General features: G+C 71.3%; 17 protein-coding genes. 3 read left to right on the top strand and 14 right to left on the bottom strand.

Annotation, left to right across the window (positions count from 1 at the left end):
- Positions 1–40 precede the first annotated feature (40 nt).
- Positions 41–988 carry a LysR family transcriptional regulator gene (locus OF819_RS26995; protein ID WP_267246263.1) on the bottom strand — a complete coding sequence of 316 codons (948 nt, stop codon included), beginning with the start codon at positions 986–988 and terminating at the stop codon, positions 41–43.
- A 70-nt stretch (positions 989–1,058) separates the two neighbouring features.
- Here OF819_RS26995 and OF819_RS26990 point away from each other — a divergent pair, with 70 nt between their 5' ends.
- The gene (locus OF819_RS26990) at positions 1,059–2,258 is read left to right on the top strand and encodes a TDT family transporter (protein ID WP_267246262.1); all 1,200 of its coding nucleotides are present in this window, start codon (positions 1,059–1,061) and stop codon (positions 2,256–2,258) included.
- Here OF819_RS26990 and OF819_RS26985 read toward each other — a convergent pair.
- The 4 genes from OF819_RS26985 to OF819_RS26970 form a co-directional block, all read right to left on the bottom strand.
- Entirely contained in the window at positions 2,185–2,946 is a 762-nt protein-coding gene (locus OF819_RS26985) for a helical backbone metal receptor (protein WP_267246261.1), read from the bottom strand. The genes OF819_RS26990 and OF819_RS26985 overlap by 74 nt on opposite strands.
- Before the next feature lie 11 nt (positions 2,947–2,957).
- The gene (locus tag OF819_RS26980; protein WP_267246260.1) at positions 2,958–3,554 is read right to left on the bottom strand and encodes a helix-turn-helix domain-containing protein; all 597 of its coding nucleotides are present in this window, start codon (positions 3,552–3,554) and stop codon (positions 2,958–2,960) included.
- A gap of 198 nt (positions 3,555–3,752) precedes the next feature.
- Positions 3,753–5,561: an ABC transporter permease/substrate binding protein gene (locus OF819_RS26975; RefSeq protein ID WP_267246259.1), complete on the bottom strand. Its 1,809-nt coding sequence runs from the start codon at positions 5,559–5,561 to the stop codon at positions 3,753–3,755.
- A complete protein-coding gene (locus tag OF819_RS26970) occupies positions 5,554–6,786 on the bottom strand; it encodes a glycine betaine/L-proline ABC transporter ATP-binding protein (RefSeq protein WP_323748971.1) in 1,233 nt (410 codons plus the stop codon). Before OF819_RS26970 ends, OF819_RS26975 begins: the two co-directional genes overlap by 8 nt.
- Before the next feature lie 185 nt (positions 6,787–6,971).
- On the opposite strand from OF819_RS26970, the gene OF819_RS26965 reads away from it, so the two are divergent.
- The gene (locus OF819_RS26965; RefSeq protein ID WP_267246267.1) at positions 6,972–7,880 is read left to right on the top strand and encodes a 5'-3' exonuclease; all 909 of its coding nucleotides are present in this window, start codon (positions 6,972–6,974) and stop codon (positions 7,878–7,880) included.
- 56 nt (positions 7,881–7,936) lie between these two features.
- On the top strand, positions 7,937–8,779 hold the full coding sequence (locus OF819_RS26960) for a siderophore-interacting protein (RefSeq protein ID WP_267246257.1): 843 nt from the start codon (positions 7,937–7,939) through the stop codon (positions 8,777–8,779).
- A 588-nt stretch (positions 8,780–9,367) separates the two neighbouring features.
- On the opposite strand, the gene OF819_RS26955 is transcribed toward OF819_RS26960, so the two are convergent.
- The 9 genes from OF819_RS26955 to OF819_RS26915 all read right to left on the bottom strand — a co-directional run bounded on the left by OF819_RS26955 (position 9,368) and on the right by OF819_RS26915 (position 17,962).
- The gene (locus tag OF819_RS26955; protein ID WP_267246256.1) at positions 9,368–12,196 is read right to left on the bottom strand and encodes a DEAD/DEAH box helicase; all 2,829 of its coding nucleotides are present in this window, start codon (positions 12,194–12,196) and stop codon (positions 9,368–9,370) included.
- Between the two features lie 107 nt (positions 12,197–12,303).
- The gene (gene tatC, locus OF819_RS26950) at positions 12,304–13,251 is read right to left on the bottom strand and encodes a twin-arginine translocase subunit TatC (protein WP_267246255.1); all 948 of its coding nucleotides are present in this window, start codon (positions 13,249–13,251) and stop codon (positions 12,304–12,306) included.
- Between the two features lie 72 nt (positions 13,252–13,323).
- A complete protein-coding gene (tatA, locus tag OF819_RS26945) occupies positions 13,324–13,608 on the bottom strand; it encodes a Sec-independent protein translocase subunit TatA (protein ID WP_267246254.1) in 285 nt (94 codons plus the stop codon).
- Between the two features lie 165 nt (positions 13,609–13,773).
- Complete coding sequence (locus OF819_RS26940; protein WP_267246253.1) at positions 13,774–13,959, bottom strand: hypothetical protein; 186 nt, start codon at positions 13,957–13,959, stop codon at positions 13,774–13,776.
- A gap of 115 nt (positions 13,960–14,074) precedes the next feature.
- Positions 14,075–14,356, bottom strand: coding sequence for a hypothetical protein (locus OF819_RS26935; protein WP_267246252.1), 282 nt, complete (start codon positions 14,354–14,356; stop codon positions 14,075–14,077).
- A gap of 118 nt (positions 14,357–14,474) precedes the next feature.
- On the bottom strand, positions 14,475–15,440 hold the full coding sequence (locus OF819_RS26930; protein WP_267246251.1) for a helix-turn-helix transcriptional regulator: 966 nt from the start codon (positions 15,438–15,440) through the stop codon (positions 14,475–14,477).
- Between the two features lie 16 nt (positions 15,441–15,456).
- Positions 15,457–16,413 carry a helix-turn-helix transcriptional regulator gene (locus OF819_RS26925; protein ID WP_267246250.1) on the bottom strand — a complete coding sequence of 319 codons (957 nt, stop codon included), beginning with the start codon at positions 16,411–16,413 and terminating at the stop codon, positions 15,457–15,459.
- A gap of 181 nt (positions 16,414–16,594) precedes the next feature.
- Entirely contained in the window at positions 16,595–16,969 is a 375-nt protein-coding gene (locus tag OF819_RS26920) for an FKBP-type peptidyl-prolyl cis-trans isomerase (RefSeq protein WP_240137366.1), read from the bottom strand.
- A gap of 57 nt (positions 16,970–17,026) precedes the next feature.
- Positions 17,027–17,962 carry an FKBP-type peptidyl-prolyl cis-trans isomerase gene (locus tag OF819_RS26915; RefSeq protein ID WP_267246249.1) on the bottom strand — a complete coding sequence of 312 codons (936 nt, stop codon included), beginning with the start codon at positions 17,960–17,962 and terminating at the stop codon, positions 17,027–17,029.
- Positions 17,963–18,054: the final 92 nt, after the last annotated feature.

Below are 18,054 nucleotides of genomic sequence, written 5' to 3'. Positions count from 1 at the left end.
CCCGGGGCGTAGGGGGAGGGGTAGGGGAAAGACCCCCACCTCAGCCCCGCCGCGTCAGCGACAGCAGGTCCCGCGCCGGGCCCGCCGGCCGGCGGCCATGTGGCCAGACCGCCCGCAGCGCACGCGCCAGCCGGACCTGCTCGACGGGGACCGCCACCAGCCGGCGGGCCGTCAGCTCCTCGGTGACCGCCAGCTCGCTGAGCACCGCCGGCCCCGCACCACTGACCGCCGCCGCCTTCACCGCGGTGGTGGAGGCGAGCTCCAGCAGCGGCTCGGCGAGCCCCCCGTTCCCGCCGTCGGTGAGCGCCGCGTCGAGGACCTGCCGGGTCCCTGAGCCGCGTTCGCGCAGGATCAGCGGGGCCGCGGCCAATTCGGCGGCCGTGAGCGGGGTGCGGCGGCGGGCCCAGGGATGGCCGGGGGCCGCGACCACCAGCAGCCGGTCATGGCCGACGACCGCCCCGTCCAGCCCTTCCGGCACGGTGAGCCCCTCCACGAAGCCGAGGTCCGCCTCGCCGTCCAGCAGCCGCCGGGCCACTTCAGCGGAGTTTCCCGCGTACAGGGAGACGGCGGTGTCCGGCCGCTGGGCGCGCAGCGCGATCAGCCAGCCGGGGAGCAGATACTCGGCGATGGTCATGGAGGCCGCCACCCGCAGCCGGGAGTCGCGGCGGCCGCGCAGCGCCTGCGCCCCCGCGTCGAACGCCTCCGCCGCCTCCACGATCCGCCGCGCCCAGTCGGTGACCAGGGCGCCCGCGTCGGTCAGCCGGGAGCCGCGGGGCGAGCGGTCGAGCAGACCCACGCCGAGCTGTCGTTCCATCGCCCGGATGCGGCTGCTCGCGGCGGGCTGGGTGATGCCCAGTTCGCGGGCGGCCCGGCCGAGGCTGCCGTGCCGGGCGACGGCGAGCAGCAGCTCCAGCGCGCCCAGGTCGGGCACCCTGTGGGCGAGCGGCGTGCGCCCTGCGCCCCGCCCGGCATCCATGGCATCGCTCATAAGTCCAGTTTATGGGGGCATAGAGGAGAAGCCCCTGGTGGGGGCCGTGGCCCGGCCGCAGAGTGGGGACATGGCCACCGCAGTCCGCCCCAGCTCAAGCTCCAGCCCCCACCCCGGCACAGCGCCCGCCCCCGACCCGGGCCCCGTACGCGCGCCGTCCCTGAGACACCTCGGGCCGAACTGGTACGCGACCGTCATGGGTACCGCCATCGTCGCCAACGCGGGCGCGGCCCTGCCGGGGGTGCTGCCCTTTGGCGTCCCCGGACTGCGTACGGCGTGTACGGCGGTGTGGGCGCTGTCCGCGGCGCTGCTGGCCGTGGTGCTGACCGCTCGGGCGGGGCATCTGGTGCACCACCGGGACCAGGCACGGGCCCATCTGCACGACCCATCCGTCGCGCCGTTCTACGGCTGCCTGGCGATGGCGCTGCTGGCGGTGGGCATCGGCACGCTCACCGTGGGCGCGGACGTCATCGGCGAAGGCCCGGCCACGGCGGCCGCGGCCGTGCTCTATCTCGCGGGCACCGTCATCGGGCTGGCCTCCTCCGTGGCGATCCCGTATCTGATGGTCGTACGGCATGAGGTGCGACCCGGCAGCGCCTCCCCCGTGTGGCTGCTGCCGGTCGTGCCGCCGATGGTCTCCGCGGCGTTCGGGCCGTTGCTGATCCCGCAGCTGCCCGCCGGGCAGTGGCGGGAGTCGCTGCTGCTGACGAGCTATGCGCTGTTCGGTGTGAGTCTGCTGGCCACGCTGGTGATCCTCCCGGCGGTGTTCGCCCGGCTGGTGCACCATGGCCCGCTGCCGGTCGCGCTGACCCCGGCGCTCTTCCTCGTCCTCGGCCCGCTGGGCCAGTCGACCACGGCCGTGGGCAAGCTGGCCGATGTGGCGCCGCAGGCCGTCCCCGCTCCGTACGCGTCCGGCTTCGCGGCCTTTGCCGTGGTGTACGGCGTTCCGGTGATGGGCTTCGCCCTGCTGTGGCTGGCGCTCGCCGGCATGATGACGGTGCGCGCGGTGCGCGCCGGGATGCCGTTCGCGATGACGTGGTGGGCGTTCACCTTCCCCGTCGGCACCTGTGTGACCGGGGCGGCGAGCCTGGCGGCGCACACCCGTCTTGCGGCCTTCGCCTGGCTGGCGGGCGGGCTGTATGTCCTGCTGCTGGCGGCGTGGGCGGTCGCCTCGGTGTGCACGGTGCGCGGGCTGGTCAGCAAAGAGCTGCTCGCAGCGCCGCGCCGAGCACCGCGGGCGCCTCGGCCAGCGACGGCCCGTACCAGGTGAGGTGGCGGCCGCTGACGAGGGCCGCGGGCAGCCCGGGGAACGCCTCGGGGCCGTCGTCGGCGGTGAAGCGGTACGGCTCGTCGGGCAGCACCGCCAGCTGCGCCCCGCTGGAGCGCAGCTGATCGACGGGGATGCGCGGATAGCGGTCGGCGTGGCCGGCGTGGATGTTGACGACGCCGAGCCGTGCCAGCAGATCTCCGGCGAAGGTGTCGCGGCCCAGCACCATCCAGGGCCGCCGCCAGATCGGCACCACGGCAGACACGGAGGGCACGGAGGACGCAGAAGACACAGCGGACAGCGGGGCGATCGGCTCGGGGGCCGCCCAGGCCGCGCGGGCCTCGTCCAGCCAGCGGGGCAGGCCGGATGTCCGGCCGACGGCCGTCAGCACCCGTTCCAGCTCGGTGAATGCCTGATCGAGCGTGCGCACCTCGGTGACCAGCACCTCCAGCCCGGCGTCGCGCAGCTCGGCGAGATCGGCGGGCCGGTTCTCCTCCTCGTTGGCGATCACAAGATCGGGCCGCAGCCGGAGGATGGCCGGAATGTCGGGGTTCTTGGTGCCCTTGATCCGTACGACGCCCGGGCCGAGGCCGGCGGGGTGGGTGCACCAGTCGGTGGCGGCGACCAGCGCGCCCGGCGCGCTGACCGCGACGGCTTCCGTCAGGGAGGGCACCAGGGAGACGACGCGCATCGCGGCTCCGCTCAGGAGTCGGACGTCTCGATGTGGTCGGCGACGGCGACCACGACGATACGGGTGTCGGGGGCGGTGGCCCGCCAGCGGTGCCGTACGCCGCCGGACAGGAAGAGGCTGTCGCCGCGCGCCAGCCGGTAGGCGCGGCCCTCGGCCTCCACGTCGACCGAGCCCTCCGCCACATACATCAGCTCGTCGTTGCGGTGCTGGAACTCCCGGCCCGGGTCGTGGTCCCCGGTGAATTCCAGCGCCTGCAGCTGGTGCCGGCCGTGGACCAGGGGCCGCACCCGCCGCTCCAGCGGCCCGTCCTCGCCGTCGGGGCCGCGCGTGCCCTGCACCAGCTCCACGGTGCGGGCGGTGTCGGAGGAGGCCAGCAGCCGGGCCGGGGTGGTCTCCAGGGCGTCGGCGACCCGCTGGAGCGAACGGGCGCTGGGGCGGGCCCGCTCGTTCTCGACCTGGCTGAGAAACGGCACGGACAGCCCGCTGCGGGCGGCGACCGCGGCGAGAGTGAGCTCCAGGGCCCGGCGGCGCCGGCGCACGGCCGCGCCCACCCGAAGAGGCTCCTTGTCCTTCGGGTCCTTGCGGTCGTCCAGGTCCTTCGCGTCCATCGGGCGAACTCCCCTTCCTGGTTCTGTCCCAACCTTACGCAGCTTCCGCCGCCGGAATCGCGCGCACATGACATATGCGCCACGGCCGAAAGGGGTGGGCGGCCGCCTGCGGGCCGCTGCCCACCCCTTTTCCGCGGGATCGCCGCTCCAGTCGTGCTCCAGTCCTGGTCCACTCCTGCTCCAGCCGCGCCCCGGCGGCTACAGCGGAGCGAGCCGGTCGACCATCTCCGGGTGCTCGTCGAGCCAGGCGCGTACGGCCTGCTGCTCCTCGCCCTTCCCGGTCGCCTGGATCTTCGCCTCCAGACCGGTGAGCTGCTCCTCGGTGAGCGCGAAGTTCCTGAGCCAGGAGCTCACCGTGGGGTGGTCGGCGCTGAAGCCCTTGCGGGCCAGGGTGTGGACGTCGTCGCCCTTGCCCCAGACGTCCTTGGGGTCCTTGAGCTTCTTGAGGTCGAAGGCGCTGTAGGCCCAGTGGGGGGACCAGAGGGTGACGACGATCGGCTCCCTCTTGTCGTAGGCGCGCTTCAGTTCGGCGAGCATGCCGGGCGTCGAGCCGTCGAGGATCTCGTACTCGCCTTCGAGACCGTACTGCCTGAGGACCTTGTCCTTGAGGATGGCCATCATTCCGGCGCTGGGCTCGATGCCGACGATCCGTCCCTTGAAGCGGCCGGCCTTGCCCTTGAGGTCGTCCAGGGAATCGATGTCCTTGACGTAGGAGGGGACGGACAGCTCAAGCGAGGTGGGGCCGTACCAGGCGCCGAGGTCCTCGAGACGGTCGCCGTACTTCTCCCGGTACTGGGCGTGGGTGACCGGGAGCCAGGAGTCGGTCTGGAAGTCGATCTGGCCGCCTGCCAGACCGGTGTAGAGCGAGCCCGCCTCCAGCTGTTTGGCGTCGACCTTGAAGCCGCGCCGCTCCAGCAGCTCCTTCCAGAGGTAGGTGGAGGCGATGCCCTCGTCCCAGGGGATGTACCCGAGGGAGATCTTGCGTCCGTGTCCGATGTCGGAGCCCGCGGCGAGCGGGCGGGAGCCCGTCCCGCCGAAGACGCCGACGCCGCCGGCGACGAGCGAGAGGACGACGACGCCGGCGAGGGCGGCGGCGGGCTGTGGGCGGTGGGCCCAGACCGCGCGCAGGCGGCCGCGGGCGGCGGCCTTGGCCCGGGCGAGGGCCTGGGCGCGGCGGCCGAGCGGTGAGACCTGGCGGCCCAGCGCCCCGGTCATCCGGTCCAGGTACATGGCCAGGATGACGATGGAGACGCCCGCCTCGAAGCCGAGGCCGATGTCGACGTTGCCGATGGCCCGGTAGACCGCGCCGCCGAGCCCGCCGCCGCCGACCATTCCGGCGATGACCACCATCGACAGGCCGAGCATGATGACCTGGTTGACGCCCGCCATGATGGTGGGGAGGGCGAGGGGGAGCTGCACCCGCACCAGGGTGTTGCGCGGGGTGGTGCCGAATGCCTCCGCGGCCTCGACGAGGTCCTCGTCGACCTGGCGGATGCCGAGCTCCGTCATCCGTGCGCCGGGCGGCAGGGCGAAGATGATGGTGGCGATGATGCCGGGGACCACGCCGACGCCGAAGAAGATGATTCCGGGGATCAGATAGACCATCGCCGGCATCGTCTGCATAAAGTCCAGGGCCGGACGGAGCACCGCGCTGACCGTCCTGGAGCGCGCCGCCCAGATACCGAGGGGGACGGCGATGGCGAGGGTGACGATCGTCGCGACGAGCACCAGGGAGAGGGTCGACATGGCGTCGTTCCAGAGCCCGATGGAGTCGATGAGCGCCAGGCCCGCGAAGGAGAGGACCCCGGCGAGGAGCCCGCGCAGCCACCAGGCGACGACGGCGAGGATGCCGGCGAAGAGCAGGGGGTGGGGCGCGGCCAGGAGGGCGTCGATGCCGTCGTACATGCCGGTCACGACCGCGCTTACGGCGTCGAACAGCCAGGAGAGATGGGACTGGAGCCAGTCCACGGCGCTGTCGACCCAGTCGCCGAGAGGAAGCCTAGGCACGGGCGGCCTCCTTGCGGGTCGGCCCGTCGCCGACAGGCCCGTCCCCGATTGGCCCGTCGCCGTCCGACCCGTCGCTTGCCGGCCCGTCCCCGGTCGGCCCGTCCCCGGTCGGCCCGTCGCCGGTCGGTCCGCCGCCGGTCCGGCCGCCGCTGTCTGGGCGGCCGGCTGACTGACCGGCTGACCGGCCGTCTGCGGTGGCTTCGCCGAGTGCGGCCAGCAGCCGCTCACGGGTGATGACGCCGATCGGCTCCCCGGCGGCGTCGACGACGGCCACCGGGGCCTCGGCTTCGGCGCAGGGGGCGAACAGCTCGATCACCGCGGTGTCGGCGCGTACGGCGGCGGGCGCGGCGGCCAGCAGTTCCTCCGCCGAGCCGCCCGCGGGCGGCTCGGCCATGATCGCGCCCGCGGTGAGCACGCGCGAGCGGTCGACGTCCTGGATGAAGGAGGCGACGTAGTCGTTGGCGGGCCGCAGCAGGATGTCCTCCGCGGTGCCGAGCTGCACGATCCTGCCGTCCCGCATCACCGCGATCCGGTCGCCGAGGCGCATGGCCTCGTTGAGGTCGTGGGTGATGAAGACGATGGTCTTGTTGAGCCTGCGCTGCAGTTCGAGGAGCTGGTCCTGCATATCGCGGCGGATCAGCGGATCGAGTGCGCTGAAGGACTCGTCCATCAGCAGCAGATCGGCGTCGGTGGCCAGCGCGCGGGCGAGGCCGACGCGCTGCTGCATGCCGCCGGAGAGCTCGTCGGGCCAGGAGGTCTCCCAGCCGGAGAGTCCGCAGAGCTCCAGCGCCTCTGCGGCGCGCCGTTCGCGTTCCACGCGCGCGACGCCCTGCACTTCGAGTCCGTACGCGGCGTTCTCCAGCACGCTGCGGTGCGGGAAGAGCGCGAAGTGCTGGAAGACCATGCTGATCTTGGTGGCGCGTACGGCGCGCAGTTCGCGGGCGGTGAGGCTGGTCAGGTCCTGGCCGTCGTGGAGCACGTGTCCGGCGGTGGGTTCCAGCAGTCCGTTGAGCATGCGCAGCAGGGTGGACTTGCCGGACCCGGAAAGACCCATGACGACGAAGATCTGGCCCGGCTCGACGGTGAACGAGGCGTCGATCACCGCTGCGGTCGTGCCGTCGGCGCGCAGCTCATCGCGGTCCGCGCCGCTTTCGAGCCGTCGCACGGCTTCGTCGGGTCGTCTGCCGAACACTTTGTAGACGTGCTCGGCCTGCAGCCTGGACACATACACCTCACGCGTTGAACCGATACGGGGAGCGGGGAGCGGGGGCATCAGATGGTTGTAGGGTACACCCGTCTGCCTCGCGTCCGCTTCTGCCCGGACATGTCCGGAAGAAACGCAATAGTGATCTACTTCACGGGGTGTCAGTGGTGTGGGGCATCATCGGGGTTGTGACGACGCGACGCCTGATGCTCCTCGACTCCGCCTCTCTGTACTTCCGCGCCTACTTCGGAGTGCCCGACTCGGTGCGCGCCCCGGACGGCACGCCGGTCAACGCCGTGCGCGGACTGCTCGACTTCATCGGCCGGCTGGTCCAGGACCACCGCCCGGACGACCTCGTGGCCTGCTGGGACAACGACTGGCGGCCGCACTGGCGGGTGGAGCTGATTCCCTCGTACAAGGCACATCGCGTCGCCGCAGAGACGGCGGAGGACGTCCCGGACGAGGAGGAGGTGCCGGACACCCTCTCCCCGCAGGTCCCGGTGATCGAGGAGGTGCTCAAGGCGCTCGGGATCGCCCGCGTCGGCGCCGACGGCTATGAGGCCGACGATGTGATCGGCACCCTGGCCGCGCGCGCCGAGGGGCCGGTGGACATCGTGACCGGGGACCGCGATCTGTTCCAGCTGGTGGACGACGCACGGCAGCGGCGGGTGCTGTATCCGCTCAAGGGCGTGGGCACGCTGCAGATCACGGATGAGGCGTGGCTGCGCCAGAAGTACGGGGTGGACGGCCCCGGATACGCCGATCTCGCACTGCTGCGCGGGGACCCCAGCGACGGTCTTCCAGGGGTGCCCGGGGTCGGCGAGAAGACGGCGGCGAAGCTGCTGGAGGCATACGGGGATCTAGCAGGGATCATGGCGGCGGTCGACGACCCCCGCTCAAGGCTGACGCCCGCGCAGCGCAAGCGGCTGGACGAGGCGCGGGACTATCTGGCGGTCGCGCCGAAGGTCGTACAGGTCGCGCGGGACGTCCCGCTGCCGGAATTCGACCCGGCCCTGCCGTCGGAGCCGCGCGACCCGGAGCGGCTGGAGGAGCTGGCGGCCCGGTGGGGGCTGGGAGGCGCGCTGACCAGACTGCTGGCGACGCTTCCCCGATGAGGTGTTAGCTTAGGTAAGCCTAAGCTAGCGAGACCGCAGACTCCGGGGAGACCGCCGTGGCCGAGGAACCGAACCGCAAAGCGCCGATGACCCATGAAGCGCGGGTCATCCGCACGGAGCGGATCACTCCGCATATGGTGCGGGTCGTGCTGGGCGGCGAGGGCTGTCTGCAGGCCTTTGAAGCGGGCGAGTTCACCGACCACTATGTGAAACTGCTCTTCCCCGTGGACGGCGTGCGCTATCCGGAGCCGTTCGACATACAGCGCATCCGCGAGGAGTTCCCACGCGAGCAGTGGCCGGCCAACCGCACATACACGGTGCGCGGCTGGGACCCCGTCGCGCGGGAGCTGGCGATCGATTTCGTGGTCCACGGCGACGAGGGCCTGGCCGGGCCCTGGGCGGCCCGCGCCCGGCCGGGCGAGGTCGTGCGGTTCCTCGGGCCGGGCGGGGGGTACGCCCCCGATCCGGCGGCGGACTGGCATCTGCTCGTCGGCGATGAGAGCGCGCTGCCCGCGATCGCGGCGTCACTGGAGCGGATGCCGGCGGGCGCCGTGGTGCACGCACTGGTGGAGGTGGCGGGCCCCGAGGAGGAACAGAAGATCGTCACGCCGGACGGAGTGACGATCACCTGGCTGCACCGGGGCGGCCGCCCTGTGGGCGAGGCACTGCTGGCCGCGGTCACCGCGCTGGACTTCCCCGAGGGCCGGGTCTGCGCCTTCGTCCACGGCGAGGCGGGCTTTGTGAAGGAGCTCCGCCGCCACCTCCGCCTGGAGCGCGGGGTCGCGCGCGAGAGTCTGTCCATCTCGGGGTACTGGCGTCTGGGCAAGACGGACGAGGCGTGGCGCGCGATCAAGCGCGACTGGAATGAGCAGGTGGAGCGGGAACAAGAAGCCGCGTGACGCGGTCCCGCCCGCCGGATCGCCGCGGGGCCGGTGCCGTCGGGCCGTGGGGCCATTGCCGGTCCTGGCGATCGGGTCCTCGCGGCGACCTGGGGGAGCTTGGTGCTGCGCCGGTTTTTCTCCCCTCCCCGCCCCTTCCCGTAACTGGGGGCTCCGCCCCCAGACCCCCGGTACGGCCTTCGGCCGTGTCCTCAAACTCCCCCAGACTTCGTCCGGGGGTGCCCCCAACGGGCTGGAAAATCCAGCCCCTCCAGCGTTCGAGGCGCGAGAGCCGGAAGCGGCCTCCGGCGCTTGAGGCGCGAGGGGCTGCACATTCAAGCCCCTCCGGCGCTTGAGGAGCCGGGGCCGGAAACCCAACCCCTCCAGCGCTTGAGGCGCACGAACCAGAAACCCAACCCCTCCAGCGTTCGAGGCGCAGGAACCAGAAACCCAGCCCCGCCGGCGATTGAGGCACAGGAGCCGGAAATTCAGCCTCGCCTGGGGGTACCCCCAGCGGTAGCTGGGGGAGATTGAGGCGCGGGGGTCCGGGGGCGGAGCCCCCGGGAAACTGGGGCTGGGGCGGAGCCCCAGGTTTAGGCCGGTCCGGGGTCAGCCGACTGAGCTGTACGCCACCACGCCCCTCAGCAACGCGTCCACCGCCCGCCGCGCCGCCCGCGGCACCGTGCTGTGCTCCGCAGGGGCCGCCGCCGCGATCTGGCCGAGGACGTCGATGACCTGCTTGCACCAGCGAACGAAGTCGCCCGCCGGCATCTCCGCCTCGCGGAGCACCTCGTCCAGGCTGCGGTCGGACGCCCACTGGTGCGCCGCCCAGGCGAAGCCGAGGTCCGGCTCCCGCTGGCCCACGCCCTCCGTCTGGTTGATGCGGAACTCTTCCTCCAGCGCGTCCAGACGGCCCCAGATCCGCACCATCTCGCCCAGCGCGGCCTTCGCCTTCCCGCCGGGGACCTTCGGCGGCAGCGCGTCGTCCGCCTGCCGTGCCTCATAGACCAACGCGGAGACGCACGCGGCCAGTTCGGCCGGGCTCAGCCCCTCCCACACACGCTCGCGCAGGCATTCGCTCGCCAGCAGGTCCAGCTCTCCGTACAGCCGGGCGAGCCGCTTGCCGTGCTCCGTCACCTCGTCGCCGCGCAGATAGTCCAGCTCGGTCAGCAGCGCCACGATCCGGTCGAAGGTGCGGGCGATGGTGTTGGTGCGGCCCTCGATACGCCGCTCCAGCTGCCGGGTGTCGCGCTGCAGCCGGTGATAGCGCTCGGCCCACCGCGCATGGTCCTCCCGCTCGTCGCACCCATGGCAGGGGTGCGCCCGCAGCGCCGCGCGGAGCCGGGCGATCTCCCGGTCGTCGGCCGCCGCGGCGCGCTCTCTGCGGTGCCGCTCGGGGGTGATGTGCCCGGCCTTGGTGCGCAGCGCGGACGCCAGATCCCTGCGGGACTGCGGTGAGCGCGGGTTGAAGGACCTGGGGATGCGCATCCGCTCCAGCGGTTCCACGGGCACCGGGAAGTCGATCGACGCCAGCCGCTTGACCTGCCGCTCCGCGGTCAGGACCAGCGGCCGTGGGCCGTCGTGGTGCTCGAACCCCCGGTGGCCGTTGGTCCGTCCCGCGGCAAGGCCGGGGTCCAGCACCAGGGCCAGCCCGGCGAACTTGCCCGTCGGCACATGGATGACGTCGCCGGGCTTGAGCTTTTCCAGCGCTGCGGCGGCCGCGGCCCTGCGCTGGGCCGCGCCCTGCTTGGCCAGCTCGGTCTCCCGGTCCTTGAGGTCGCGGCGCAGCTGCGCGTACTCCTCGAAGTCCCCCAGATGGCAGGTCATGCCCTCGCGGTAGCCCTGGAGGCCCTCTTCGTTGCGCTGCACCTGTCGGGAGATGCCGACGACGGACTTGTCCGCCTGGAACTGCGCGAAGGACCTCTCCAGCAGTTCCCGTGAGCGGTGCCTGCCGAACTGCTCGACCAGATTGACCGCCATGTTGTACGACGGTTTGAAGCTGGAGCGCAGCGGATAGGTGCGGGTGCCCGCGAGCCCGGCGAGCGCCGCCGGGTCCATGGCCCGCTGCCACAGCACCACCGCATGCCCCTCGACGTCGATGCCGCGGCGCCCGGCCCGCCCCGTCAGCTGCGTGTACTCGCCGGGCGTGATGTCGGCGTGCTGCTCGCCGTTCCACTTGACGAGCTTCTCCAACACCACCGTCCGGGCGGGCATGTTGATGCCGAGCGCCAGCGTCTCGGTGGCGAACACCGCCTTCACCAGGCCGCGTACGAAGAGCTCCTCGACGACCTCCTTGAAGGTCGGCAGCATGCCCGCGTGGTGGGCGGCGATGCCGCGCTCCAGCCCTTCGAGCCACTCGTAGTAGCCCAGGACGTGCAGATCTTCGCCGGGGATGGTCGCGGTGCGCTCCTCGACGATCTCCCGCACGCGCCGTCGTGCGTCCTCGTCGTTGAGCCGCAGTCCCGCGTACAGGCACTGCTGCACGGCGGCCTCGCAGCCGGCCCGGCTGAAGATGAAGGTGATGGCGGGCAGCAGCCCTTCCGCGTCGAGGCGCTCGATGACCTCGGGCCGCCCCGGCGTCCAGATCCTGCTGCGCTGTCTGCGCTCCCGCTCGCGGTCGGCCTCGCGCACCATCTTGCCGCGGCGGCGGTCGCGGGGGTTGTACGTGCGCTGGTTCTCCATCCGGGCCAGCCGCACCAGGTCGGGGTTGACCTCGCGCCGGGCGACGCCGCGCCCGCCGTGGTCGGTCTCCTCCTCGAAGAGGTCGTACATCCGCCGGCCGGCCAGGACGTGCTGCCACAGCGGCACGGGCCGGTCCTCGGAGACGATGACCTCGGTGTCGCCCCGGACGGTGTCCAGCCAGTCGCCGAACTCCTCGGCGTTGGACACGGTGGCGGACAGTGACACCAGCGTCACCGACTCGGGAAGGTGAATGATCACTTCCTCCCAGACGGCTCCGCGGAACCGGTCGGAGAGGTAGTGCACCTCGTCCATCACCACATAGCCGAGCCCGAGGAGCGACTGCGAGCCCGCGTAGAGCATGTTGCGCAGCACTTCGGTGGTCATCACGACCACCGGGGCCTCGGAGTTGACGCTGTTGTCGCCGGTCAGCAGGCCGACCTTCCCCGGGCCGTACCGCTTGCACAGATCGGCGTACTTCTGGTTGGACAGCGCCTTGATGGGCGTGGTGTAGAAGCATTTGCGGCCCTGCTCCAGGGCCAGGTGGACGGCGAACTCGCCGACGATGGTCTTGCCGGAGCCGGTGGGCGCGGCGACGAGCACGCCCTTGCCCGCCTCCAGCGCATTGCAGGCGTCTATCTGGAACGGGTCCAGAGCGAACTCGTACATCGCGCGGAAGGGGGCCAGAGCTGTGGCCTCCTCGGCAGCCCTCAGGCGGGCCGCCGCATAGCGCTCGGCAGGTGAGAGGTCCTCGGTCATCTTGTCTTCGAGCCTACCCGCCGCCTCTGACAGCAGGCGCGATCTTTATCCGACCGGTGGTTACGGGGGCGGGCTCGGGCTGCCGCGCCCCCGCGGACCCTGACCGGTCAGGTGATGTCGTCGTAGCCGTTCACCCGGTGTGCACGAGTGCCGTCGCTCTCCCCGCTCGCCTGCTCGGGCAGCGCCCGGGCGGCGGAGACGGGCTCAGCGGGACCCACGGCCTCCGGTGCCAGATCAAGATCGGACGCCTCGTCGTCGCTCAGCTCCGGTCCCTGTCGCAGACCCTTGCGGCGGTCGTTGAGCAGCGCGAACCCGACGGCTCCGAAGTAGAGGGCGGTCATCGGCACCGCGAGAGCGATCATGGACAGCGGATCTGTGGGCGTGACGAGCGCCGAGAACACGGCGATGCCCATCACCATGCCGCGCCACCACCCCAGCATCCGCGCTCCGCTGATCACACCGCCCGCGTTGAGCAGGGCGAGCAGCAGCGGCAGCTGGAAGGCCAGACCGAAGGCGAGCACGAGCTTGACGGACATGCCGATCATGTCGTCGACGGTGATGTAGTTGACCGAGCCCTCGACGCTGAAGCTCAGCATCACGGGGACGGCGTGCGGCAGAATCCAGTAGGCCAGATAGCCGCCGAGGAGGAAAAGCGGGGTGCCCACCGCGACCGTGGACAGCGCGTACTTCTTCTCGTTCTTGTGCAGTCCGGGGGCGATGAAGGCCCACAGCTGGTAGAGCCACACGGGCGCGGCCGCCACCAGCGCGGCCATGATGGCCACCTTGACATAGGTGGTGAACGGGGACGTGATGCCGATCTGGGAGAGCACGGCGCACTTCCCGGCCTGCGCGGCAGGATCCTGCTCGCTGAGGCACCGGGGCACGGGGGCGCTCAGGAATTCGGCGATGTCCTTGGCGAAGAACAGCGCGACGACGGTCAGCGGAACGATGGCCAGCAGCGCCTTGACCAGCCGGTTACGCAGCTCTCGCAGATGCTCGACCAGAGGCATCCGCCCCTCGGGGTCCTTCGCCTTCTTGCGGGCAGACTTGAGCAACCCACGTCCTCATCTCGGGGGCAGCCGCCCGACCGGACGACCGCCGCTTGCCTGTGGTGATGATCCGGGGGCTCAGCCCTGGGAGGTGCGCTTGGTCTCCTCGACAGGCCGAGCGGAGGTCACATCGCCGGGCGCCGCCTGGATGGTCTTGGGGGCGACGGTCTGCTCCGCGGCGCCGGAACCCCTCTGGGCGTCGTCCGCGGCAGGACCGTCGTTCTTCATGGCGGCGGCCTCGCTCTTCAGAATCCGGGCGGACTTGCCCAGCGAGCGCGCCATCTCGGGCAGCTTCTTCGCTCCGAAAAGAAGCACGACGATCCCGAGGATGATGACCAGCTGCCAGACACCAACCTGACCCATGATTTGCCTACCTTCTGACCTGAGGTCATATGAATAGCGATCGGCAGGTGCGCGTGGAGGGGAGTTCACCGTGCGCACGAACAGTCATCGTAACCCTCGCGAGTAAACGTCCGGCAATCCCCGCGCGTACCCGCGGGGGCCATAGCGCACGGGCGCGAGCAGCGGTCACTCGGTCCTGGCCAGCCCCGTCGCGGCCCGCTCCAGGTCCTCCGCGGCCTGGTTGATCCGTTCTGCGGTACGGGCGACTTCACGGCCAAGACGCTGGGCTTCGACGAAGACGCGGATGCCGAGGACGCCGAGCACGGCGACCCCAAGGAAGCCAAGGGCGATGGCGAGCATGGGCCAGAACATGCGCTGGAACCGGACCCCTCTGGACGGACGGCGGAATGACGAGACTGCGAAACGACAGAATGAACGGAATGGCAGGGCGACAGGGCGGCAGAACGGCGGAGCGACAGCAGGAAGGCTAGACGGTCGAGTGGAGCCGCAGGGTCCGCACCCCGCCGCCGGTGAGCAGCTCGACGATGCGCTCCCCGGCCGGCTTGCGGACGGCCTGACCGCACTCGGGGCAGGTGAAGGAGTAGAAGGTGGTCTTCCGGCTGGCGCCGATGGCCAGCCGCAGCGCCCCCGCCGCCAGCTCGAAGCAGCCGCGGCACTCGGGACACGCGGCCTTGAAGACCACGGGCCGCACGGGTGCCGCGACATCCGCGGGGCCCGGCTGGGCGGCGATTCCTGGCAGCAGAGACATTGACGCTGAGCTCCTTGTCACCGAGTTACCCGACGTACCCGACATACCGGCCCGCCCTCGGCGGACGGCCGGGCGTCCGTGATCGCTTCCTCACCGGGGGCGGGGGTACGGACACGTGTCATCGTTCGCCGTAGGCCGCGAGGGCGTCCCGCGCGGCGTCGCGGGCGCTGGCGGCCAGGTCCTGGGGGGAGACGATCCGCCCGTCCCTGCCGAGCCGCAGCGCCAGCCGCCGCAGGGAGGCGGGCACCGGTGTGCGCAGGGTGATGCGCAGGCCGCCGTCGGGCAGCTCCTCCGCGCTGTCGTGCGGGTAGTACTCGGCGACCCAGCGTCCGCCGGGGCCGACCTCGACCACCACCTCGGGGTCGTCCGCGGACGGCTGGACCAGGCCCTCGGACAGGTCCCGCAGCTCGATCTCGGGCGCCGCGGCCGGTGCGTCGAGGAGCCTGATCTCGGCCACCCGGTCGAGCCGGAAGGTGCGGCGCGCCTCGGAGAGCCGGCACCAGGCCTCCATATAGGTGTGGCCGACGGCGAAGAGCCTGATGGGGTCGACCTCGCGCTCCGTGAGCTCGTCGCGGGCCGGTGAGTAGTACCTCAGCCACAGGCGGCGGCGCTCCGAGATGGCCCGGTCGACATCGGCGAAGACTCCGCCCTCGGACTCGAACGTGACCGAAAGGCGCGCGCTCGCCCCGGCCGCCTCGCCCGCCGCGGCCTCCAGTTTGGCGGTGGCCCGCAGCAGCGCCTCGCGGTCGCTCTCGCGCAGCCCCGGCAGGGTGGCGACGGCACGCGCGGCCACCAGCAGGGCGGTCGCCTCGTCCGCGGCGAGCCGCAGCGGCTCCGCCGTGCTTTCGCCGGAGGCGTCCGGATTCCGCCACCAGATCCGGTCGCCGTCCGTGTCGATGTCCAGCAGATCGCCGCCGCGGAAGCTCGTGCCGCACATCGGCAGCACATCGAGGTCGGAGATCAGCTCGTCCTCGCTGATCCCGAAGGCGCGGGCGACGTCGCCGATGCGCGCACCGGGGCGCTCCCGCAGATAGGTCACCAGCGAGAGCATCCGCCGGGTCTGGTCAATGGCGTTCGCGGCCATGGTCTGCGATTCCCCCTCAGCCTTTGGCCACGGCGCGCAGCCGGTCCACCACATCGGCCCGCAGATCGGCGGGCTCCAGTACGACGACGTCCGGGCCGAACTCCACCAGCCAGGCGTCCAGGCCGTGGCCGTATGGAATCTCCAACTCATCCCAGCCGTCGCCGAGTTCCCGGACGGAGCGGGCCCGGGCGCGCAGCGGGTAGCCGCAGCCGGCACGGAGCCGGATGCGCGCGGTGCGGGTGGCGGTCTCCCCCGCCCAGGTCTCCACGGTCTCCCGTACGGTCACGACATCGGGCACGGGCGCGGTGAAGGCCCCCGCGCGCGAGCGGACGCGGCCGGTGATGCGGGAGAGCCGGAAGACGCGTTCCGCACCGCGGTCCCGGTCGAAGCCGGCGAGATACCAGTGGCCGCGCCAGCACTCCAGCGCCCAGGGCTCCACATGGCGCTGCTCGGGGCGGGCCGCGTTCGCCTTGCGGTACTCGAAGAGCACGGGGCGGCGGTCGCGACAGGCCAGCATCAGGGGCTCGAAGGCCGCCTCATGCACCGGGATGCGCGGTTCGAGGGCGCTGTGCTGGGCCTCGTACGCATCCTCCGCCTCCGGCATGCCGGCCGCGCGGAGCTTCTGCAGCGCGCCGCTGGCCGCCCCGGCGAGCCGGGCCTGCTGCCAGACCTTGGCCGCCAGGCCCAGGGCCGCGGCCTCCTCGGCGTCGAGCGTGATGGGCGGCAGCCGGTTGGAGTCGCGGCGGGCCAGATAGCCGGTCTCGCCGTCGAGGTTCTCCACCGTCTCGATGACCAGCCCGAGTTCGCGCAGATCGTCCTTGTCGCGCTCGAACATGCGATTGAAGGACTCATCGGAGCCGGCTTCAAGATAGGCCTCGATGGAGCCGCGCAGCTCACGCTTGCTCAGCGGCCGGCGCGTCCCCAGCAGGCACAGCGCCAGATTCATCAGCCGCTCGGCCTTGGCAATGGCCATCGACGCCCCGCACCTCTTTTTGATCTTCAGACGATCCGACAGATCGGTCCGACCGAGTCGCTTCCGCCTGTTGACCGTACCGCTCCGGGGTGTGCGGACCCAAGCCGAGGGCCCATGCCCCCAGGCATGGGCCCTCGTTACCCTATGAAACCGTCCGGAAACGGACGCGATTCAGTCAGACTCAGACGGAGACCAGATCGCAGACAAAGATCAGCGTCTCGCCGGGGGCGATCCGGCCGCCGCCCGCGCCGCGGTCGCCGTAGGCGAGGTGGGCCGGGATGGTCAGCTTGCGGCGGCCGCCGACCTTCATGCCCTGCACGCCCCGGTCCCAGCCCGCGATGACCTGGCCCGCGCCCAGCTGGAACTGCAGCGGCGTGCCGCGGTTCCAGGACGCGTCGAACTCCTCGCCCGTGGAGAAGGCCACGCCCACATAGTGGACCTTGACGGTGTCGCCCGCCTTGGCCTCCGGCCCGTCGCCCTCCCAGATGTCGACGATCTCCAGGTCAGCCGGGGCCGGCCCGTCCGGGAAGTCGATCTCGGGCTTGTCGATGTTCACTGAACTGCTCCTCAATATCGTGAACGGGGCAAAGGGACAGTCTTACACCTTCGCGGCTTACGCCTTCGCGAGGATGTCCACGGAGAAGACCAGCGTGGAGTTCTTCGGAACGCCCTGCTGCTCCTGCTCGCCGAAGGCCTGGTCCGGCGGGATGACGAGCAGCACCCGGCTGCCGATCTTCTTGCCTGTGAGTCCGTCCTTGAGGCCCTTGAGCGAGATCTGCTCCAGCGGGGGCAGGGTCTGATTCCTGCCCACCGCATAGGTGCTGTCGAACTTCTTGGCGTCCTTCCACAGGTAGGCCTCATAGGCCACGATCACCGTGTCCTTGGCGGTGACCTCCGCGCCGTCGCTCTCCAGGATGTAGTTGGAGACGAGCTTCTTCGGCGGGTCGGTCTTGGGGATGGTGATCTTGGGGGCCTTGCCGTCGGCGTTCACGCCCACCTTCGGCAGAGCGGCGTCGTCCTGCGCTGCCTCTGCGCCCTCGGCGGCCTTGGGGACCGAGGTGGACTTCAGCACATCGACGACAAAGACGAGGGTGGCGTTGGGCTTGATGTCGCCCTGGCCCTGCTCCCCGTAGCCCAGCTCCGGCGGAATGCCGATCTCGACCCGGCTGCCGACCTTCTGGCCCTTCAGCCCCTCGTCCCAGCCCTTGATGACCTGGCCGGCGCCCAGGGTGAGCCCGAACGGCTCCCCCCGGTCGAAGCTGTTGTCGAAGGGCTCGTCGGAGTCCCAGGCCTGGCCCAGATAGTTGACCTCGATGTAGTCGCCGTCCTTGACCTTTGCGCCGTCGCCCTCGCTGATGACGTCGGCCTTCAGTTCCTTCGGCGGGTCGCCCTCGCCCTTGGCGAGGGTCGGCTTCTCGCCGAACTTGGCGCCGGCGGTGATCGCGGGCAGTCCGTTCTTGGACGGGGCGGAGTCGGAGCCCGTGTCGTTGCCGCAAGCAGCTGTCAGCAGAAGCAGCGGGACGACGATCAGGCCGGCAAGTCGGCGCACGTGTTCCTCAGATCTCAGTCGGCGATTTAGGTGCCCGACACTCTATGGCGTGCCAAAGGCCCCGCACGAGAAACGCACGGGGCCCGATGGGC

Source organism: Streptomyces sp. PR69 (assembly GCF_026420845.1).
GTDB lineage: Bacteria > Actinomycetota > Actinomycetes > Streptomycetales > Streptomycetaceae > Streptomyces.
Note: the sequence above shows the minus strand (reverse complement) of the source record. Positions and strands in the feature narration are given on the sequence as shown.